This window comes from Microbacterium sp. ACRRU (assembly GCF_022346945.1).
Taxonomy (GTDB): domain Bacteria; phylum Actinomycetota; class Actinomycetes; order Actinomycetales; family Microbacteriaceae; genus Microbacterium; species Microbacterium mcarthurae.
Genome location: NZ_JAKRNI010000002.1, coordinates 103,989 through 120,799, shown reverse-complemented (window position 1 = coordinate 120,799; position 16,811 = coordinate 103,989). Strand labels below are relative to the sequence as shown.

The following is a 16,811-nucleotide window of genomic DNA, read 5'->3' as shown; positions in this document are numbered from 1 at the left end:
GCGCCACAAGTCTAGGCGTGGCCTCCGACACGGTGGCCCGGCCCTGCGGTCGACCGTCAGGTCGCGGGAGCGGCGGAGGCAGTCGACCGTCAGGTCGCGGGAGCGGCGACGGCAGGGGCGCCTCAGGCCGCGGGAGTCGGCGGCGTCGACGACAGCAGCGACTGCGCGCGCCCGAGGTGCTCGGCATCCACCATGACATCCCACCGCTCGGCCTCGAGACCCTGCACCGACGAGAAGTCCCGGCGGCCGCCGGTCAGGGCGTGCCCGGCGAAACCGAACACCGCGCCCCACACCGCGCCCAGCACGAGGCCCCACAGCAAGAGCACGAGCCACGACCCGAACGGGACGAGAAGACCCAGGATCAGGCCGATGAGCAGCCCGAACCAGGCACCGGAGGCCGCCCCGTATCCCGCCGCCCGTCCGCGGGTCATGCGGCCGGTGACCTGCTCGACGATGCGCACGCCGTGACCGACGATCGAGGTGTGCTCGACCGGGAACCCGGCATCCGCGAGGCGATCGACGGCCGTCTGCGCGCCGGTGTAATCGGTGAAGCTCGACAGCACGCGACGTTCGGGCGTGGCGGCGACGTGATCGCTCATGGGTCTCTCCTCCGGTTGCGGTTGCCGTCAGAGTAGCGCTCACCAGGACGCGCGGCAGCCGCTTGCGCCCCGATCTCTTTCTCAAGCTCCGGATGCCACAGCCCCGACGCGAGAGAATCGGTGCATGCGCCTGATCCTCAACGTCCTCTGGCTCGTCCTCTCGGGATTCTGGCTGTTCCTCGGCTACCTGGCGGCCGGCGTCGTGCTCTGCATCCTCATCGTCACAATCCCCTGGGGGATCGCGTCCTTCCGCATCGGGCTGTACGCCCTGTGGCCGTTCGGTCGCGAGATCGTGTCCAAACGCACCGCCGGGGTGGGCTCGTTCCTCGGCAACGTGGTGTGGGTCATCCTCGCGGGGTGGTGGCTCGCTCTCGGCCACATCGTCACGGGGCTGGCGCTGTGCCTCACGATCATCGGCATCCCGCTCGGCATCGCGAACTTCAAGCTGGTTCCGGTCTCGCTCATGCCGCTCGGCAAAGAGGTGCGCGACATTCGACGCGGAGGTCCCTTCGACCGCACGCTCGCCGGCTGAGGTTCACACCGACGACGGTCGACGACGGCGTTCGCGCTCGCGCAACGGCAGCGCGAAGATGATGCCGGCGACCATCAGCAGGCTGCCGAGGCCCGCCACGGTGGCGGCGATCACCGTCGGGAACCGCTCCTCGTACATGCCGGAAAGGCTGGCCAGGTGCCACGGCAGGACCCCGACCTGGGCGTTCCACGAGCGCAGCGCATCGCCGGTGCCGATGACGACGGCGGTGATCGCCGGCAGCGCGAAGGCGCTTCCCACGCCGGCGAGCGCGACACCGGCCGCGCGACGTGGGCCCAGCTGCGGGCCGAGCGACCAGCCCGCGACGACGAAGACCCACGCCACGAGGGCGAAGGCGACCGTGAGGTAGACGATCCGGATGGCCGGCAGAGACCACAGGTCGTGCCAGGCGCCGCCCGGGCCAGAGAAGGCCAGGGCCGCGAGCGTGACGATGCACCGCAGAACCAGCGCGCCGCCGACGGCCGCGATGATGGGCCACGGTGACCGCGCACCCAGCAGCAACCGCACCGCCACCGCGAAGACGAGCCATCCCGCGATCGCGAGCACCACGCTTCCGAATCCTTCGCGCGGCGCCTGAACGATTCGGGTGGCCACGAGCAGGCCGCCGGGGATCACGATCATGAACCACCGGTCCAGCGGCAGCACGCCGAGCGTCGACTCGCGCGCGCGCCAGGGCCGTGTCGAGGCGATCCACGTGGCACGGGCTGCGGCGGCACCGGGCCTTCCGACCAGGCGCGTGCGAGCGGCGAGCATTCCGATCACGACCCACGCGACGGCGAGCACCAGCAGCACTCTCGCGACCGTTTCCGCGACCGGATCGACCTCGCGCGGCGTCCGGGCGAAGGGATCGACGAAGAACGCCAGTGCGGCGCCGATCAGGAGGAGCACCGCGACGGCACCGAGGGCCACAACGCCCCGCCCCGCCGTCATCGCCATGACCCCACGTTACCTGGCGTCGTGAGCCGCTTCGGCCACCCCCGGCACGGGCGCAACGCTCTCCCGCGCCACGCTCATCACCGGGATTGTGTAACAATTCATCCATGCTGCCCGCGCTCGCCGTTCTGGCTGCCGCCCTGTGCTTCGCGACGACGGGCACGGCGCAGGCTCTCGCCGGTGTCGACGCCTCTCCGCTGGCCGTCGGCGCCGCGCGCATCGTGGTGGGCGGCGGCATCCTGGGCCTCATCGCACTTTCGCGCGCGCGGTCGTCCCGCCCGCGAAGGGCCGCGTCACGCGGGTCCACGGCAGTGCTCGTCGGCATCGCCGCCGTGGGAGTGCTCGCCTACCAACCCTTGTTCTTCCTCGGCACGCGAGAGAACGGCGTGGCGATCGGCACTGTCGTGGCCCTCGGTTCTGCGCCGATCGCGACGGGAATCGTGGATGCCATCCGCTCGCGCCGCCTACCCTCGGGCCGCTGGGTGCTCGCCACCGCGATCGCCCTCACCGGCGTCGTGCTGGTGTCGGGGGTGACCGGCGGCGGCGGCGCTCTCGCCCCGGGGGGCCTGCTCGCTTCGGCGGGTGCGGGCATGTCGTACGCCCTCTATACCGTGTGCGGCAAGGCGCTGATCGAGAGGGGGTGGGATTCCACACGGGTCATGGGCACCGTCTTCGGCGTGGCCGCCGTCGCGAGCGTCCCGGTGCTGCTCACCGCGGGGACGTCGTGGCTGCTCACCCCGAACGGACTCGCGCTCGCGCTGTGGCTCGGGATCGTGACGACCGCGGTCGCGTACCTGCTGTTCGGGTGGGGCTTGGCGCGCCTGACCGCCGTGACCGTGTCGACGCTGACCCTCGCCGAGCCGCTCGGCGCGACGCTCCTCGGACTCCTCGTGCTGCACGAACAGCTCACGCCCGTGAGCGCCACCGGCCTCGCGCTCATCGCCGTGGGCCTCGCCGTGGTGTCGGCTCCGTCTCGTCGGCGTGAGGAGGTTCCGGATGCCACGACCCCGGCGTGATCCCCCGATGCTGCCGCCCCGCCAGCCCACCGGTCAGGCGGCCGCATCGCGCGCCGGCGTACGCGCGGCGCGTGGTGCAACGCGCCCCGATGGCACCCCGGGTCCGCGCGCGGCGGACGTCGTCGCAGACGCGGTGCGTCGTGGCATCCTGTCGGGCGAGCTCTCCCCCGGTACGCCGCTGCGCGAAGAGGAGCTGAGCGCGACCCACGGCGTCTCCCGCCACACGGCTCGCACCGCGCTCGCGACGCTGACGGCCGAGCGGCTGGTCACCGCCGAGCCGTATCGCGGCGTCCGCGTCTCACTCCTCGACGACGCCGCGCTCGTCGCCCTGCAGCACCTGCGCTGCGCGCTCGAGACCGAGGCCCTGCGGATCGTGCGCGGCCGCGGCATCCGCCCTCCCGATGTCGACGCCGCACTCGACGCCCTGTCTGCGGCCGAGGCATCCGGAGACTGGCCCGCCACCCTCGAGGCGCACGCCCGCGTGCACCGGGCTCTCGTGGACGCCGCCGACTCCCCCCGCATCGCCGAGGAGTACCGCCGCCTCGATTCCGAGATGCACCTGCTGCTCACCCACGTCCGACCCGCTTACGCACCGGGCGCCCTGACGACGGAGCACCGCGCCTACGTCGAGGAAGCGCTGACCGACCCGGAGCGGGCGGTGCGGGCACATCTCGAGCACTCGACGCGAGCCATCCTCGAGGGGCGCCGGGCTCACTGACCGTCCCTTCCCTGCGCCACACGGAGACACATCCCGTCATCTCTCGCAACGGTCATTGGCGGTGGCGAGGCACGCGCTTAGCGTGGAGACACATCGCGGCGATCCGGGCGGTCCCGGGCCTCGGCTCATAACCGAAGGCGTGGCGGGTTCGACTCCCGCCGTCGCGTCCACTTCGCCGAGCGATCTACGGCTCGATGCCGCGCAGCCTTCCGACCTGTTCGATGTCCGGCGCCGCCGGCGCGTTGCGCGGTCGGCGTCCAGCAGTGTCGCCCGCTCCGATGCGATTGCTCCGCTCCGTCAGCGCCACGAGGCCGAGGTGCCGGTCGGCGCTCCAGCACACGACGCGGCCGCGCTGATCTTTCGTGCGGGCCAGGATGCCCGCGTCCTGAAGTTCGGACAAGGCCCGGTGCGCCGCCGTCGTCGAAACCCCGTATCTCTCGGCGACGCTGCGAAGAGTGACGACCGGCTCGGCCGCGAGCCGATCCAGAACCTTTCGCACCACCGCATCGCTTCGCGGAACGACCGGAGTCGTCCCGCGTTCCCGGCGGTGGTCGAGCAGCCTGCGGAACGTCCGCTCGTCGAGGTCCGCGACATCCTCCGCGAGGCGAACAGCGTTCTCCGCCGCGAGCTCACTGGCGTGCGCGAAGGATACGATCCATTCGTCGAGTCGCCCCGCGCGGTAGGCGGTCAGCCCGGCGATGTAGGCGCCCGTGTCACCGGCGAAGACCGTACTGATCGGGATCAGGATCGAGCGCAGCGCATCCGACCGGCGGAGCACGGTGTGAATCAGCGCTCTCCCCGTGCGCCCGTTGCCGTCGATGAACGGATGAATCGTCTCGAATTGCGCGTGCGCGATCGCCGCCCTGATGACGGGGTTCCCCTCGGTCCGGGTCACGAAAGCCGCGAGGTCGGCCACGAGCCGGTGCACTTCCGTCTCGGGAGGAGGCACGAACTCGGCGCGGATCGGACTCCAGCCCGAACCTCCCACCCAGTTCTGCTCGGTGCGGAGCCCTCGCAGCAGGGCAGGCTCGATAAGGTGCTGAAGCTTCTCGATGTCGTCGACGGAGATGCGGCGCTTCCGGTCGGCGAGCGCGGCGACGGCATCCTCCGTGGCGCGGACGTTGGCGATGACGTCCAACGCGACGCGCGAACCATGATGGAGAGACTCGGCGATCGCGAGGCGCTTCGGAGTCACGCGATTGCCCTCGATCCACGACGAAGAGATGCTCTCGGAGCGAACGAGCAGATGCGAGAGGTAAGCGGCCCGCGTCCCCAAGCGCTCGTCCGCGCGCGCGAGCGCCACGAGCGCGTCAGCGGCGGCGCTCCGCGCCTCCTCCCCCACGTTCGGGAGATGTGCCCCAAGCTCATCGGGGACGTAAGCGAGATAGCGTCCGGGCGCGCGATCACGCCTGCTGAGCTGTCCACCGCCGGAGGGTGCCCAGGTTCGCTCCACGTACGTTGCCACCGCGCCTCCCTTATTAACTTTAACGCTAATAGAGTTATTGACGGCATTTCTGCGTTCACGTTGGAGGCGGTGGTCCCGGACGCCGCGCTGACGAGCGCCGCACGCACGTCGGCGCCCGTACACGAGACCCGGTCACCGTCGACCATCGCGATCTCCTGCGGCACGCGTTCCGCACCATCGAGCCCCGGCGGCACGACCCTTCACGGACGGTGGGAAGGCGAAGGCCCGGTCTCCCCAACGGGAGATCGGACCTTCCTCACCTCTCCGCGAGACTCAGTGCTCGTCGTAGTGGTCGTCGTGCGGGGCGTGGCGGTGCCCGTCGTGCACGTAGTCGACGTGATCGTCGTGCGGGACCGTCTCGTGACCGCAATCGTCGCCGTGTGCGTGCTCGTCGAGTCCGTGTTCGGCCTTGGACTCGTGCTCGTCGTAGTGGTCGCCGTGCAGAGCGTGATGATGGGTGCCGTGCACGTAGTCGACGTGGTCGCCGTGCTCGATCTTCTGGTGGCCGCAGTCGTCGCCGTGCGCGTGCTCGGTGACGGTGTGCTCGGCGTGTGTTTCGGTGGTGCTCATCGCTCGTTCCCCTGATCCTTCGGTTCTTGGACGTGGGCGATCGCATCGAGCACGACGTGAGCGACGTGCTGGTCGGCGAGGGCGTACCGGATTTCTTTCCCCTCGCGTTCCGAACTCACCAGACCCGCCTGGCGCAGCGTCCGCAGGTGTTGCGACACCAGGGGCTGCGACAGGCCGGTTCGAGCGGCGAGCGCACCGACCGTGAGCGGTTCGCGGCTCAGCAGCCAGACGAGCGCGAGACGCGACTCGTTGCCGAGGACCTTGAACAGCTCAGCGGCTTCGTCGAGTCCCGCGATCCTGTCCACACCTCCAGAGCACCATCTGCATAAACGAATTGCAATGTGTTCAGGTAATCGGGAACGGTTGTCGTTTCCGTTATCCCTGGCGGCCCTTCCAGCGGGGGTTCAGCTTGTTGATGACGAACACGCGCCCGCGCCGGCGCACCACCTGCGCACCGGGCTGGTTCTTCAGCGACTTGAGCGAGTTGCGGACTTTCATGGCATCCTCCTGTTGATAACCGTTCTCAACAACACGATAGGCTGTGCCTCGATTCCCGACAAACGAGAGGCGGATGCCGTGGAGAAGACGATCGCGACGATGGGTGTGTGCGCACCGGAACGCCAGGCCTACGCCGAGCGGACCGCCGCCACTCTCGCGCGACCGCTGCACCTGCTCCGCTACCGCGACCTCCGCGCCGCACACGCGCTCCCCCACCCGCGCCCCCGCGGCAGCGACGAACACGTCGTGGTCGACCTCGGCACCGACGTCGATCTGATCCACGCGATCAGTGCGCGCGGCGGGGTCGATGTCGAGGCGGTGTGCGTCGTCGACGCGCGCCACATGATCGGCGATCTCCTCGACGACGCTCCCCTGGTGGCATCCGCCCCTCCCGGCGACACGCGCGGCGACGTCGGCGCGCAGGCGCGCCAGGCCGCGCTCGCGCTGGAGCTGGCCACCCGCATCGTGTGGGTCAACTGGGAGCAGGTGCCCACGGCTGCCCTCGCCGTGCAGATGGCGCTCGCCTCGCACCTCAACCCCGGCGCCACTCTCCGGCTCACGCGCGACCCGCGCGCCGACCTGCACGTCGGAACTACGCGAGACGATGAGACGGAGATCCTCGAGCGCGCGGGCTGGGTCCGCGCCCTCAACGACGAACACGACCCGTACATGCGCGACAACCGCGTGAGCACTCTCCGCTACGACCAGGTGCGCCCCTTCCACCCGGCCCGTCTGCAGACGGCGCTCGACCGCCTCGACGACGGAGCCGCGGGACGCCTCATCCGTTCCGCCGGATTCTGCCGCCTGGCCTCGCGCCCCGGCATCCTGGCACGCTGGGAACACGTCGGGTCGGCGATGTGGATCGAGCCGATCGGCACGGACGACGGTCGCATGGGGCTCGGGCAGGAGATCGCGTTCACCGGCCTCGACCTCTCGGAACCGCGTCTTCGCCACGTTCTCGATATGGCCGCGCTGACCGACGACGAGCTCGCGGCCGGACCCGAAGCCTGGACGGGTTTCGACGACCCGCTTCCGGGGTGGCCTGCGGCCGACCTGTCGCTCCCGGATGCCACCGACTAGCGGCTCTGCGCCTGTCAAGCGGGTCGCCCGTCGCGCAGCGATGGGGCAGCGTGGCGGCATGAGCACTCCTGATCTCCCCACCCGCCACGCCGACGACGCACGCGCCGACAGCGGCGCACCCACCGACGCCGTCACCGACGACGTCCGCGAGGATGCCGCCGAAGCCGAAGAGAACGTCGATCTCGACGACCACACCGGCGACGCGCTGGACGACGACGCTCCCGCAGCGGAAGGTCACGCCTGACCGGCACAGCCTTCGTCGGCACCTCCGGCTGGCGCTACCCGAGGTGGCGGGGAGACTTCTATCCCCGCGGCCTCGTGCAGCGGCGGGAGCTCGAGTACATCGCCGAGCGCCTGCCGAGCGTGGAACTGAACGGATCGTTCTACTCGCTGCAGCGGCCCGAGAGCTACCAGAGGTGGCGTGCCGAGGTGCCGGAAGACTTCGTCTTCGCGGTGAAGGGCTCGCGGTATGTCACGCACATGCTGCGGCTCCGGAACGCGCATGTCGGGCTCGCGAACTTCTTCGCCTCGGGGGTGCTGGCGCTGGGCCCGACGCTCGGTCCCCTCCTGTGGCAGTTACCGGAGCGGATCGAGTTCGACCCCGGCATCCTCGATGACTTCCTCGCCACGCTCCCCCGCACCACGGGTGCGGCACTGACGCTCGCCCGCGACCACGACGTCCGCCTGGATGGACGAGCGTGGCTCGACATCGAGGACGACCGGCCGTTGCGCCACGCGCTCGAACCGCGCTCGCCTTCCTTCGCCGATCCGCGGGTGGCCGACATCCTGCGCGCCCACGACGTCGCGCTCGTGCTCGCCGACACCGCGGGACGCTGGCCCGCGTTCGACGCCGTCACCGCCCATCACGTGTACGTCCGCCTGCACGGGTCGACCGAACTGTACGCCAGCGGCTACACCGACGAAGAGCTCGACGTCTGGGCCGATCGCGTCCGCCGGTGGCAGTCCGGTGCGGGAGGAGACGGGATGCCGCGCGACGTGTACGTGTACTTCGACAATGACGCGCGCGGACGAGCACCGCACGACGCTGTCGCCCTGGACGCGCGACTGCGCTGAGGGCGCGTCCCCGGCCGCGGGCCTCAGGCGATCCGCGTGCCCGGAGGCAGCCGCCGCGCGGGCGTGCGCGTGCGGGCGATCCCCCACGCGAGGAGCCCGGCACCGAGAAGCAGTTGCACGAACAGCCCCACGAACCAGCTCGGCACGGTGCCCTCGGTGCGGTCCTCGACGGAGTCGTCGCCCTGCGGCGTACTCGCGCAATAGTCGTACTCGAGCTCCGGTTCCGGCGGGATCTGCGCCAGGCGCACTCCCGACGCGATCTGCGAGAACAGGTCGGACGGGTTGCCGTAGGCGTCGTAGGTCGGCGGCGTCGCGTCGGCGAGAATCACGAACGGGTTGGCGGTGAGGAAACCCCACACGCGATCGAAGCGCGGGACCTCGCTCGTGTACGACGACGTCGTGCAGCCGATCTCCTCCACGGTGGGGCACTGAATGCCGTCATCGGGCAGGTACGGATCGCAGCCGGCGGGCACGGCCTCCCAGTTCACATCGCGCGTGGTGACCGTCTGCTCCGACCGCAGCGCCGCGCCGCCCAGGCCGAACGCGATGAGCGTCCCGACCGTCAGCGCCGCCACCACCAGATACGTCGTGGCCACCGAGAAGACCGGCCGAGCGACGATCGCGCTGACCCCGACGCCGATCGCGGCGACCACGCCCACCTCGAGCACCAGGATGCCCAGAGACGACGCGATCACCGCCGGATTCAGCTCGCCCGCGAGCGTCGCGACGACGACGAACGGCAGAGCGACGACGAGGAACGCGAGCCCCGAGATCCACGCGGCCAGGAACTTGCCGAGCACGATCTCGGCCGTCGTCACCAGCGTCACCTGCACGGGCGCGAGGGTCGCGGCATCCCGATCACCATTGACGGCGCTGCCGCTCAGCGTGGGCGACACCAACAGCACCAGCAGCAGAACGAACATGATGACGATCGAGTAGAACCAGCCGTTGCCGCCGCTGTTCAACGAGAAGGCCGAGAACGACATCAGCAGGAGCGCCAGGAGGATCACGGCGAAGATGCCGAGGAGCATGTACCAGGCCATCGACCTGACGCGTTGACGCAGATCGATGCCGACGACCGTGGCGAGACGGCGCGGGTTCATTCGGGGCTCCCCTCGGCCGCGGCGTCCCCTCGAAGGTCGAGGAAGGCATGTTCGAGGTCGCCCACGGCGGGCGCGAACTCGACGATCGGGATGCCGGCTCCCACCAGCGCGCGCAGACCGGCGACGGCCGCGGACTCGTCCGCGAAGGGCACGAGCAGGTCGCGGCGATCGACCCCGACGTCGCCGCTCGCGCGCCCCAGCGCCGCGGCGACGGACTCCCGATCGGAGCCGGCGCCGTGCGACGCGTCGGCGGCGACGCGCACGCGCCACGGCCGTACGCGCGTGGTCGCCGCGGCGACGCGATCGCGCCCGACGGTGCGCCCGTCGAGCAGGAACACGGCGTCGTCGACGACCTCTTCGAGCTCGGACAGCACGTGGCTCGAGATGAGGATCGTGCGGCCCTCGTCCGCCAGTCGCCGCAGCAACACCCGAAGCGCGATGCGCGCCTGCGGGTCCAAGCCCGACGCCGGCTCGTCGAGCAGCAGCACGCGCGGCTCGTGGACGAGCGCCCGCGCGAGCGCGAGGCGCTGCTTCTGCCCGCGGGACAGGACGCGCGCGGCCGATCCCGCGAGAGCGGTCAGGTCGACGAGATCCAGGAGCCGGTCGGCGCGCTCGCGAGCGTCGACACGGGACAGGTCGTACAACTGCGCGGTCGCGATGAGCACCTCGCGCGCCGTCAGGCTCGGCCACGCGCCGAGCGAGTCCGGCATCCATCCGAGGAGTCGCCGCGCCCCCGCCGGATCGGCCACGGGGTCGACGCCTGCGATCCGCACCTGCCCGTCGTCGGGCCGGAGGAGCGAAGCGAGCATGAGGAGCAGCGTCGTCTTGCCCGAACCGTTCGGTCCGACCAGGCCGGTGACGCGTCCTGGTTCGGCCGTGAACGTCACGTCCGCCACGGCCGTCACAGCGCCGAACGCCCTCTTGACCTGCACTGCCTCGATGCCCGCGCCCCCTGCGTCCATGCCCCCACCATACGGGGGCACGCCGACATGCCCCGGGACCATGCCACCGCGGTGCCCGGAAACCGTCTTGCCCACACGCCCCTTCCGGTCAGGGTGCGGCGCGGACCCGGTACGCCCGATTCAGGATGCCGCGAGCGCACGCCCGAGCGCGTCGCCCGACGCCCACGCGGTGCGCACCGCCGCGGACTCCCCCCACGCGTCGCCGCACATCGACAGCCCGGGGGAACGGAAGAACGGCTCCCCCGTCGTCCGGACGGGCCGGGCGAAGGTCCACCGGTGCGCGTACGTCGCGACCGGCTCGACATCGATCCGCAGGAGGCCTCGCGTGGCCGCGGTGACGGGGGCGATCGCGGCATCCGGATCGTCGAGGTGCCGCGCTGCGCGTTCGCCCGTGGTGTGCACGACGAGCACCGGCGCGCCGTCGCCGCGACGGTCGCCGTCATCGGCCACGAACGCGACGTCGGGGTCGCCGTTGACGAACGCGCCGTGCAGGTCGGCCGGCCACCGACGCTCTTCCCATCGCAGCGCCACGGCGATCACCGGCTCCCACTCCTGCGGACGCACCGGGATGCCATCGACCAGACGCCGTGCCTGCGGTTCCGGCATCGCGAGCACGACCTCACCGGCATCCGCCCCGTCCACCCGGAACGGCGCGACGCTCTCCACCGCACGCTCCGACTCGATGTCGAGCCCGCGGCCGAGGTCGAGGGCGAGCGAGCGCAGGCCGCCCGGCGCCGCCCACCGCATCGGCCCGGTCTTGCGGGTCTCGGCGCCGTCCGCGTCGATGGCGGAGAACGTGTCGGTCCACGGCCGTGCGATGCCTCGGGCCTCCCAGTCCGCCGTGACCCGCTGGAAGCCGGGGTCATCGCCGACGACGAAGTACGAGGCGCCGAGATCGACCGGACGCCCCTCGATCGTGCGGCTCGCCAGGCGTCCACCCGGCCGGCGTCCGCGGTCGATCACGCGCACCGAGCCACCGGCATCCCGCACCGCCCGCGCGCACGCGAGCCCCGAGATGCCGCCGCCGACCACCGTCACGTCCACCGTCATCCCGCCATCCTCGCCCCGCCGGTCCACAGGAGGCGGGGGCTTGCGGTCACGACCTTCACACGGCGCACGCCCGGGCGGCGTCTATTCCGCGAAGAACGCCACGCCCAGGTCGGGGTGGTCCACGAACACCCCGTCCAGCGCCGCCTCGCGCAGAACGGCCCACTCGCGCTCGTACTCTCCGAAAGCAGCCGGACCGCCGGGGCCGCGGAACGCCGGCAGCAGGAAGCGATTCTCGGGGCGACACGTCCACGTGAACACCCGCAGACCACGCTGATGCGCGTGCCCGACGAACTCCGCCGGCCCGCGGGCGCGGCCGAATCGATCCGGCGCGAGGATCAGCCGCTTGTCGGGGCTGATGCCGTCCACGTCGCGGGCCAGCGCGTCGAGACCCTTCGGGGTGAGCATCGACGCGTAGGACGCCGCCCGAGACCCGTCGCGCTCCCGCAGGTCCCACGGCGCACCCTCGGCCTCGAGCAACTGCACGAGCGGAACCCGGATGCCACGCTCCCGCAGCCGCTGCAGGACGAGGGGCTCGAACGACTCGATGACCAGCGCCGGGTCGTCCCCCCACCCGGCATCCCGCAGCTCGGTCTCGACGAGCGCGGCCATGTCGAAGCCGGCGCGCGCGAAGAACGCGGCGTGCTTGATCTCGAGCACCACCCCGACGCCGCCGGCGCGCGCGAGGTCCAGGACGTCGCGGAGTCGCAGCACCGGGTCTTCGTCGTCGTGCGCCGCGCTGCCCGGACGCAGCTCCGGAATGCGCTCGCGGCAGCGGAGGGTCTGCAGCTCCGCCCAGGTGAAGTCCTCGGTGAACCAGCCGTCGAGCCGCTCCCCGTCGACCACGGCCGTGCGGCGCCGGTCGGCGAACTGCGGACGCGTTGCCACGTCGGTGGTCGAGCCGATCTCGTTCTCGTGCCGGACCACGAGCACCCCGTCTCTCGTCGGCACGACGTCGGGCTCGACGGCATCCACGCCCGCGGCGATCGCGCGCGCGTACGAGGAACGGGAGTGCTCGGGCAGATAGCCGGGAGCACCGCGGTGACCGATGATCAGGGGCCGCTCGGAAGGCACCAGCCCAGGCTAGCCAGCCGCCCGGCGGGCGTGCTCGCTCATAGCAGAATCCCAGTCAGCGCAAGGAAACTCGCGGCCTCCTCGGCTAGTGTTGTGTGACAGCACGGTGCTGTGATCACCAGCAATTTGGAGTGTGAGTCCCTGTGGCCCTCAACAACCCGGCCTTCAACACCCCGGCGTTCCAGGACCCTCGTGCCGGCGCCCAGACCCGTTACAGCCCTCCCCCGGCGAACGCCGCCGCCGCTGCCGCGGAGACCGCGAACATCGAGGGCATGTACGCCGCCCCGTCCGCGGGTGCGGTGCAGACCGACCGCATGACGGTCGAAGACACCGTCTTCAAGACCCTCGGCCTCTTCGCCGTCCTCGTCGTGACCGCCGTCGTCGGCTGGATCTGGACGATGAGCACGGTCTCGGTCGCCAACCCCAGCCCCAACGTGCTGCCGATGATCATCGGTGGTCTCGGCGGCTTCGTCCTGGCGATGGTCGCGATCTTCAAGAAGAAGCCGTCGGTGCCCGTCTTCATCGCCTACGCGGCGTTCGAGGGCCTTTTCGTCGGTGGCATCTCGGCCTTCTTCGAATTCCTCTACCCGGGCATCGTCGTGCAGGCGACCCTCGCGACGCTCTCGGTCGTCGGTGTGACGCTCGCCCTCTTCGCCAGCGGCAAGATCCGCGCCTCGGCCCGCGCCACCAAGATCTTCATGATCGCGATGGTCGGCTACCTCGTGTTCAGCCTGATCAACCTCGGCCTGATGCTCTTCAACGTGCCGCTCGCCGGTGGCGCGTTCGGTCTGCGCAGCGTTGAGATCGCCGGCATCCCGCTCGGTCTCATCATCGGCGTCTTCGTGGTCATCATGGCCGCGTACTCGCTCGTGCTCGACTTCGACCAGATCCAGCGCGGCGTCCGCAACGGCGCCCCGCGGGTCTACGGCTGGGTCGGCGCGTTCGGCATCATGGTCACCGTCGTGTGGCTGTACGTCGAGATCCTGCGCATCCTCGCGATCCTCCGCGGCAACAACTGACGCATCGCCGTTTCGAAGGGCCGTCCCGTTCGGGGCGGCCCTTCGTCGTTGCGCGGGCGTTCGCGGGCTCCGGCCCTGCCCGACTCGGCCCGCCGCGTCCCGTCGTGCCGCAGGTTGAGTGTCCAAGACACGCGGACGCGCCCCCGTGGCATCCGCGTGTTGTGGACACTCAACGGGGCGAGAAGACGCCCCCAGGCCCGCGCAAGGGATATCTCCGTCGGATGCCAGGGGGCTAGCCTCGCGGCATGAGCCCCGCAAAGACACCCCCGACGGTTCTCGACGTCGACGGTCACGAGGTCCGGGTCACCAGCCCGGATCGCGTCGTGTTTCCCGAGCCAGGGCTCACCAAGCTCGACCTCGTGCGCTACTACCTCGCCGTCGCCGACGGAGCACTGCGCGGTGCCGCCGGGCGCCCCATGGTGCTCAAGCGCTTCGCCAAGGGCCTCGGACAGGAGCCCTTCTTCCAGAAGCGCGTGCCAGAGAACCACCCCGACTTCATCGACACGGCGACGCTGCACTACGCCTCGGGCACGTCCGCGGAGGAGACCGTGATCCGCGACGCCGCCGGCCTTGCCTGGATCGTGAACCTCGGATGCCTCGACCTCAACCCTCACCCCGTGCGGGCCGAAGACCTCGACCACCCGGACGAGCTGCGCATCGACCTCGACCCGATGCCCGGCGTCGACTGGGCGCAGATCGTCGATGTCGCGTTCATCGCCCGCGACGTGCTGGACGACCACGGGCTCGTCGGCTGGCCGAAGACCTCGGGATCGCGCGGACTGCACATCCTCGTCCGGATCCGACCCGAATGGGAGTACTCCGATGTGCGCCTGGCCGCCGAGACCCTCGCCCGCGAGGTCGAGAACCGGGCACCGGGGCTCGCCACCGCCCGCTGGTGGAAGGAGGAGCGCGGCGAGAGCGTGTTCGTCGACTTCAACCAGAACGCGAAGGACCGCACAGTGGCATCCGCGTACTCGATTCGCCCGCTGCCCGACGCGCGGGTGTCGACGCCTCTGACGTGGGACGAGGTCCGCCATCGACGCCCGGAGGAGTTCACCGTGCTCACGGTGCCCGAGCGCTTCACAGCAATCGGCGACCCGCACGAAGGCATCGACGACGCCGCGGGCTCGCTGGCGAGTCTGCTCGCTCTCGCCGAAGAGATGGGCCCGGCCGAGAAACCGCCGCGAGGCTCGGACGGATCGGGCCGCCGCGCCTCGACGATGCCCCTCATCGAAGTCGCACGCGCCAAGACGAAGCCAGAAGCCCTCGACGCTCTCGAGGAGTGGAAACGGCGGTACCCCGATGCGACCGCAGCCCTCCATCCGGCCGATGTGCTCGTCGACGGCATGCGCGGCTCGAGCTCGCTCTGGTACCGCGTGCGGGTCAACCTCCAGCACGTCCCGGATGCGAAACGGCCCCCGCAGGACCCCCTGATCGCCGAATACGACCCCTGGGCGGGCCGCTCCTGACGCCCGTCTCGTTTGCGGCGGCGCCCGTGTTCTGCTCTGTCAGTGTCCAGGACACGCGGACCGGGTTCATTCGCATCCGCGTGTCTTGGACACTGAACTTGTGCAGCACCGGACGCGTGCAGCGCCGGACGCGCGCAGCACCGGACGCGCGGGACGCGACAGCTCCCGCCGCGGCGACTACCGCCGGGCCGGGCGCGACAGCGCGTCGACGCACGCGGCCGCGACGGTCTGCATCGCCCGCGCGGGGCTCAGCGCCGCAGCGGCCGCGCGGGCCTCGGCGGAGAGCCGCTGCCGGAGCGCCGTGTCGCCGAGGAGGCGAGCGAGCGCCTCGACGAGCGCGCCCTCGTCGCCGTCGGGCACCAGGATGCCGCCACCCGTGGCCAGCATGTCGCGCGGACCGTAGCGGATGTCGTACGCCACCACCGGGACTCCGTGCGCGAGAGCCTCGGCGAGCGCGAGCCCCTGCCCCTCGAACGCCGAGGTCGTGAGGTAGACCGACGCGGAGTCGAGCACCGCGCCCGGATCGAGCGTGAGACCGGGGAGCGTGACGAGTCCCTCGAGGCCGAGGTCGCGGACGAGCGCGGCGAGCCGGTCGCGCTCGGCGCCGGCGCCCCACAGTTCCAGGCGCGCATCCGGGAGGTCGGCGACCACCCGCGCGAACGCCCGGATCGCGTGATCGAGGCGCTTACCCGCGGCCAGACGCCCCAGCACGACGACCGGTCCGCTCTCCGCCCGGGACCCGCCCGAGGGGGCCGGCACCCCGTGGGGTGCCACGACGTCGATCCGGTCGTCGCCGAAGCGCGCCCGAACGTCGTCTCTTTGCGACGCGGTCGGCCACAGCACCGCGTCGAACCGGGATGCCACCGACAGCCACCGTTCCCACAGGGCGTTGACGGGCGCATCCGCGGTGAAGGGCGGCTCGAGGTGGATGGTGTGCACGGTGTGGAGGATGCGGACACCGGGGTCGTCCCACTCGACGAGGAGCTCGCCGAGCTGCCGCGACTCGCAGATCAGCACGACGGGGCGATCGACCCGCTCCCGTAGTTCCGCGACGACGTGTGCGAGCCACGCGCGGTACAGCGCACCGAAGCCTCCGACGACGCCCGCAGCGACACCCTTCGCGTCCCGCACCACGATCGGCGCTGACGACAGGTGCCAATGCGGGTCGACGACGTTCGGCAGATCGACGGCTCCGCCGGCGACGCTCCGGTACTCCAGGGTCGGATCGGGTTCACCGGGCCGAGCCGCCGCGCGCAGCCACTCGGCGGCTCCACCGTCGGCGCCCACCGCCTCGTCGAACAGGTTACGGAAGACCTCGGATGCCGCGGCCGCCCCACGCGCGACGAATTCGGCGCGATGAGCGGCGTGCGCGTCCGCCGTGCCCGGGTCGACCGTGAGCAGCAGCGGCGGGGCACCGGCATCCGCCATCTGCCGCGCCCGCGCGAGGGTGGAGATCGTGTAGCCGCCGTCGAGGTCGGGGACGAGCCTGCTCGACAGGATCAGGTACCACGCGTCGGGGAACAGCTCCGCCATGCCCCCATCCTCCCCCATACGCCTTCGCGCGGTCGGCCCGCGCGCCCTCCTTCGCCGCTGACGACAGAGCGACCCCGCCGACGCCCGGTGGAGGGGTGTCG

19 protein-coding genes and 1 tRNA gene are annotated in these 16,811 nt (G+C 71.2%); 9 read left to right on the top strand and 11 right to left on the bottom strand.

The genetic code is table 11. The features are described 5' to 3' along the window. Nucleotides 1–122: 122 nt before the first annotated feature. Nucleotides 123–599 carry a general stress protein gene (locus MHY30_RS02280; protein WP_239274884.1) on the bottom strand — a complete coding sequence of 159 codons (477 nt, stop codon included), beginning with the start codon at nucleotides 597–599 and terminating at the stop codon, nucleotides 123–125. Between the two features lie 124 nt (nucleotides 600–723). Between MHY30_RS02280 and MHY30_RS02275 the strand changes: the two genes are divergently transcribed. Continuing rightward, a complete protein-coding gene (locus MHY30_RS02275) occupies nucleotides 724–1,131 on the top strand; it encodes a YccF domain-containing protein (protein WP_239274883.1) in 408 nt (135 codons plus the stop codon). Between the two features lie 3 nt (nucleotides 1,132–1,134). On the opposite strand, the gene MHY30_RS02270 is transcribed toward MHY30_RS02275, so the two are convergent. After that, nucleotides 1,135–2,085 carry a hypothetical protein gene (locus MHY30_RS02270; protein WP_239274882.1) on the bottom strand — a complete coding sequence of 317 codons (951 nt, stop codon included), beginning with the start codon at nucleotides 2,083–2,085 and terminating at the stop codon, nucleotides 1,135–1,137. A gap of 104 nt (nucleotides 2,086–2,189) precedes the next feature. Between MHY30_RS02270 and MHY30_RS02265 the strand changes: the two genes are divergently transcribed. From MHY30_RS02265 to MHY30_RS02255, 3 genes are all read left to right on the top strand, one after another. Continuing rightward, nucleotides 2,190–3,098: a DMT family transporter gene (locus MHY30_RS02265; RefSeq protein WP_239274881.1), complete on the top strand. Its 909-nt coding sequence runs from the start codon at nucleotides 2,190–2,192 to the stop codon at nucleotides 3,096–3,098. Then, complete coding sequence (locus tag MHY30_RS02260) at nucleotides 3,079–3,816, top strand: GntR family transcriptional regulator (RefSeq protein WP_239274880.1); 738 nt, start codon at nucleotides 3,079–3,081, stop codon at nucleotides 3,814–3,816. The genes MHY30_RS02265 and MHY30_RS02260 overlap by 20 nt, the downstream gene beginning before the upstream one ends. Nucleotides 3,817–3,910: 94 nt before the next feature. After that, a tRNA-Met gene (locus tag MHY30_RS02255) sits at nucleotides 3,911–3,986 on the top strand. A 14-nt stretch (nucleotides 3,987–4,000) separates the two neighbouring features. Here the strand turns inward: MHY30_RS02255 and MHY30_RS02250 are convergent. The 4 genes from MHY30_RS02250 to ykgO form a co-directional block, all read right to left on the bottom strand. Further along, complete coding sequence (locus tag MHY30_RS02250) at nucleotides 4,001–5,281, bottom strand: Fic family protein (RefSeq protein ID WP_239274879.1); 1,281 nt, start codon at nucleotides 5,279–5,281, stop codon at nucleotides 4,001–4,003. Between the two features lie 273 nt (nucleotides 5,282–5,554). Further along, a complete protein-coding gene (locus MHY30_RS02245) occupies nucleotides 5,555–5,851 on the bottom strand; it encodes a hypothetical protein (RefSeq protein WP_239274878.1) in 297 nt (98 codons plus the stop codon). Further along, entirely contained in the window at nucleotides 5,848–6,156 is a 309-nt protein-coding gene (locus tag MHY30_RS02240; RefSeq protein WP_239274877.1) for a helix-turn-helix transcriptional regulator, read from the bottom strand. The genes MHY30_RS02245 and MHY30_RS02240 overlap by 4 nt, the downstream gene beginning before the upstream one ends. Before the next feature lie 70 nt (nucleotides 6,157–6,226). Next, nucleotides 6,227–6,349: a type B 50S ribosomal protein L36 gene (gene ykgO / locus MHY30_RS02235; protein ID WP_077050572.1), complete on the bottom strand. Its 123-nt coding sequence runs from the start codon at nucleotides 6,347–6,349 to the stop codon at nucleotides 6,227–6,229. A gap of 78 nt (nucleotides 6,350–6,427) precedes the next feature. Here ykgO and MHY30_RS15275 point away from each other — a divergent pair, with 78 nt between their 5' ends. From MHY30_RS15275 to MHY30_RS02220, 3 genes are read left to right on the top strand one after another with little or no spacing between them, the layout of a single operon-like run. Beyond that, complete coding sequence (locus MHY30_RS15275) at nucleotides 6,428–7,429, top strand: GTP-binding protein (RefSeq protein WP_239274876.1); 1,002 nt, start codon at nucleotides 6,428–6,430, stop codon at nucleotides 7,427–7,429. Nucleotides 7,430–7,487: 58 nt separating this feature from the next. Beyond that, the gene (locus MHY30_RS02225; protein ID WP_239274875.1) at nucleotides 7,488–7,673 is read left to right on the top strand and encodes a hypothetical protein; all 186 of its coding nucleotides are present in this window, start codon (nucleotides 7,488–7,490) and stop codon (nucleotides 7,671–7,673) included. Next, complete coding sequence (locus MHY30_RS02220; protein ID WP_239274991.1) at nucleotides 7,670–8,503, top strand: DUF72 domain-containing protein; 834 nt, start codon at nucleotides 7,670–7,672, stop codon at nucleotides 8,501–8,503. The genes MHY30_RS02225 and MHY30_RS02220 overlap by 4 nt, the downstream gene beginning before the upstream one ends. A 23-nt stretch (nucleotides 8,504–8,526) precedes the next feature. Here the strand turns inward: MHY30_RS02220 and MHY30_RS02215 are convergent, their stop codons facing one another. The 4 genes from MHY30_RS02215 to MHY30_RS02200 form a co-directional block, all read right to left on the bottom strand. Then, the gene (locus MHY30_RS02215; RefSeq protein WP_239274874.1) at nucleotides 8,527–9,606 is read right to left on the bottom strand and encodes an ABC transporter permease; all 1,080 of its coding nucleotides are present in this window, start codon (nucleotides 9,604–9,606) and stop codon (nucleotides 8,527–8,529) included. Continuing rightward, entirely contained in the window at nucleotides 9,603–10,568 is a 966-nt protein-coding gene (locus tag MHY30_RS02210; RefSeq protein ID WP_239274873.1) for an ABC transporter ATP-binding protein, read from the bottom strand. The genes MHY30_RS02215 and MHY30_RS02210 overlap by 4 nt, the downstream gene beginning before the upstream one ends. A gap of 120 nt (nucleotides 10,569–10,688) precedes the next feature. Then, entirely contained in the window at nucleotides 10,689–11,618 is a 930-nt protein-coding gene (locus MHY30_RS02205) for an NAD(P)/FAD-dependent oxidoreductase (protein WP_239274872.1), read from the bottom strand. Nucleotides 11,619–11,699: 81 nt separating this feature from the next. Continuing rightward, on the bottom strand, nucleotides 11,700–12,689 hold the full coding sequence (locus MHY30_RS02200; protein ID WP_239274871.1) for a glycerophosphodiester phosphodiesterase family protein: 990 nt from the start codon (nucleotides 12,687–12,689) through the stop codon (nucleotides 11,700–11,702). A gap of 143 nt (nucleotides 12,690–12,832) precedes the next feature. On the opposite strand from MHY30_RS02200, the gene MHY30_RS02195 reads away from it, so the two are divergent. Together MHY30_RS02195 and ligD are read left to right on the top strand one after the other, a co-directional pair. Continuing rightward, nucleotides 12,833–13,708 (top strand): Bax inhibitor-1/YccA family protein, encoded by an 876-nt coding sequence (locus MHY30_RS02195; protein WP_239274870.1) that lies wholly within the window; start codon nucleotides 12,833–12,835, stop codon nucleotides 13,706–13,708. A gap of 245 nt (nucleotides 13,709–13,953) precedes the next feature. Further along, on the top strand, nucleotides 13,954–15,177 hold the full coding sequence (ligD, locus tag MHY30_RS02190) for a non-homologous end-joining DNA ligase (RefSeq protein WP_239274869.1): 1,224 nt from the start codon (nucleotides 13,954–13,956) through the stop codon (nucleotides 15,175–15,177). Nucleotides 15,178–15,354: 177 nt separating this feature from the next. Here ligD and MHY30_RS02185 read toward each other — a convergent pair whose 3' ends face one another. Further along, complete coding sequence (locus MHY30_RS02185; protein WP_239274868.1) at nucleotides 15,355–16,710, bottom strand: glycosyltransferase; 1,356 nt, start codon at nucleotides 16,708–16,710, stop codon at nucleotides 15,355–15,357. Nucleotides 16,711–16,811: the final 101 nt, after the last annotated feature.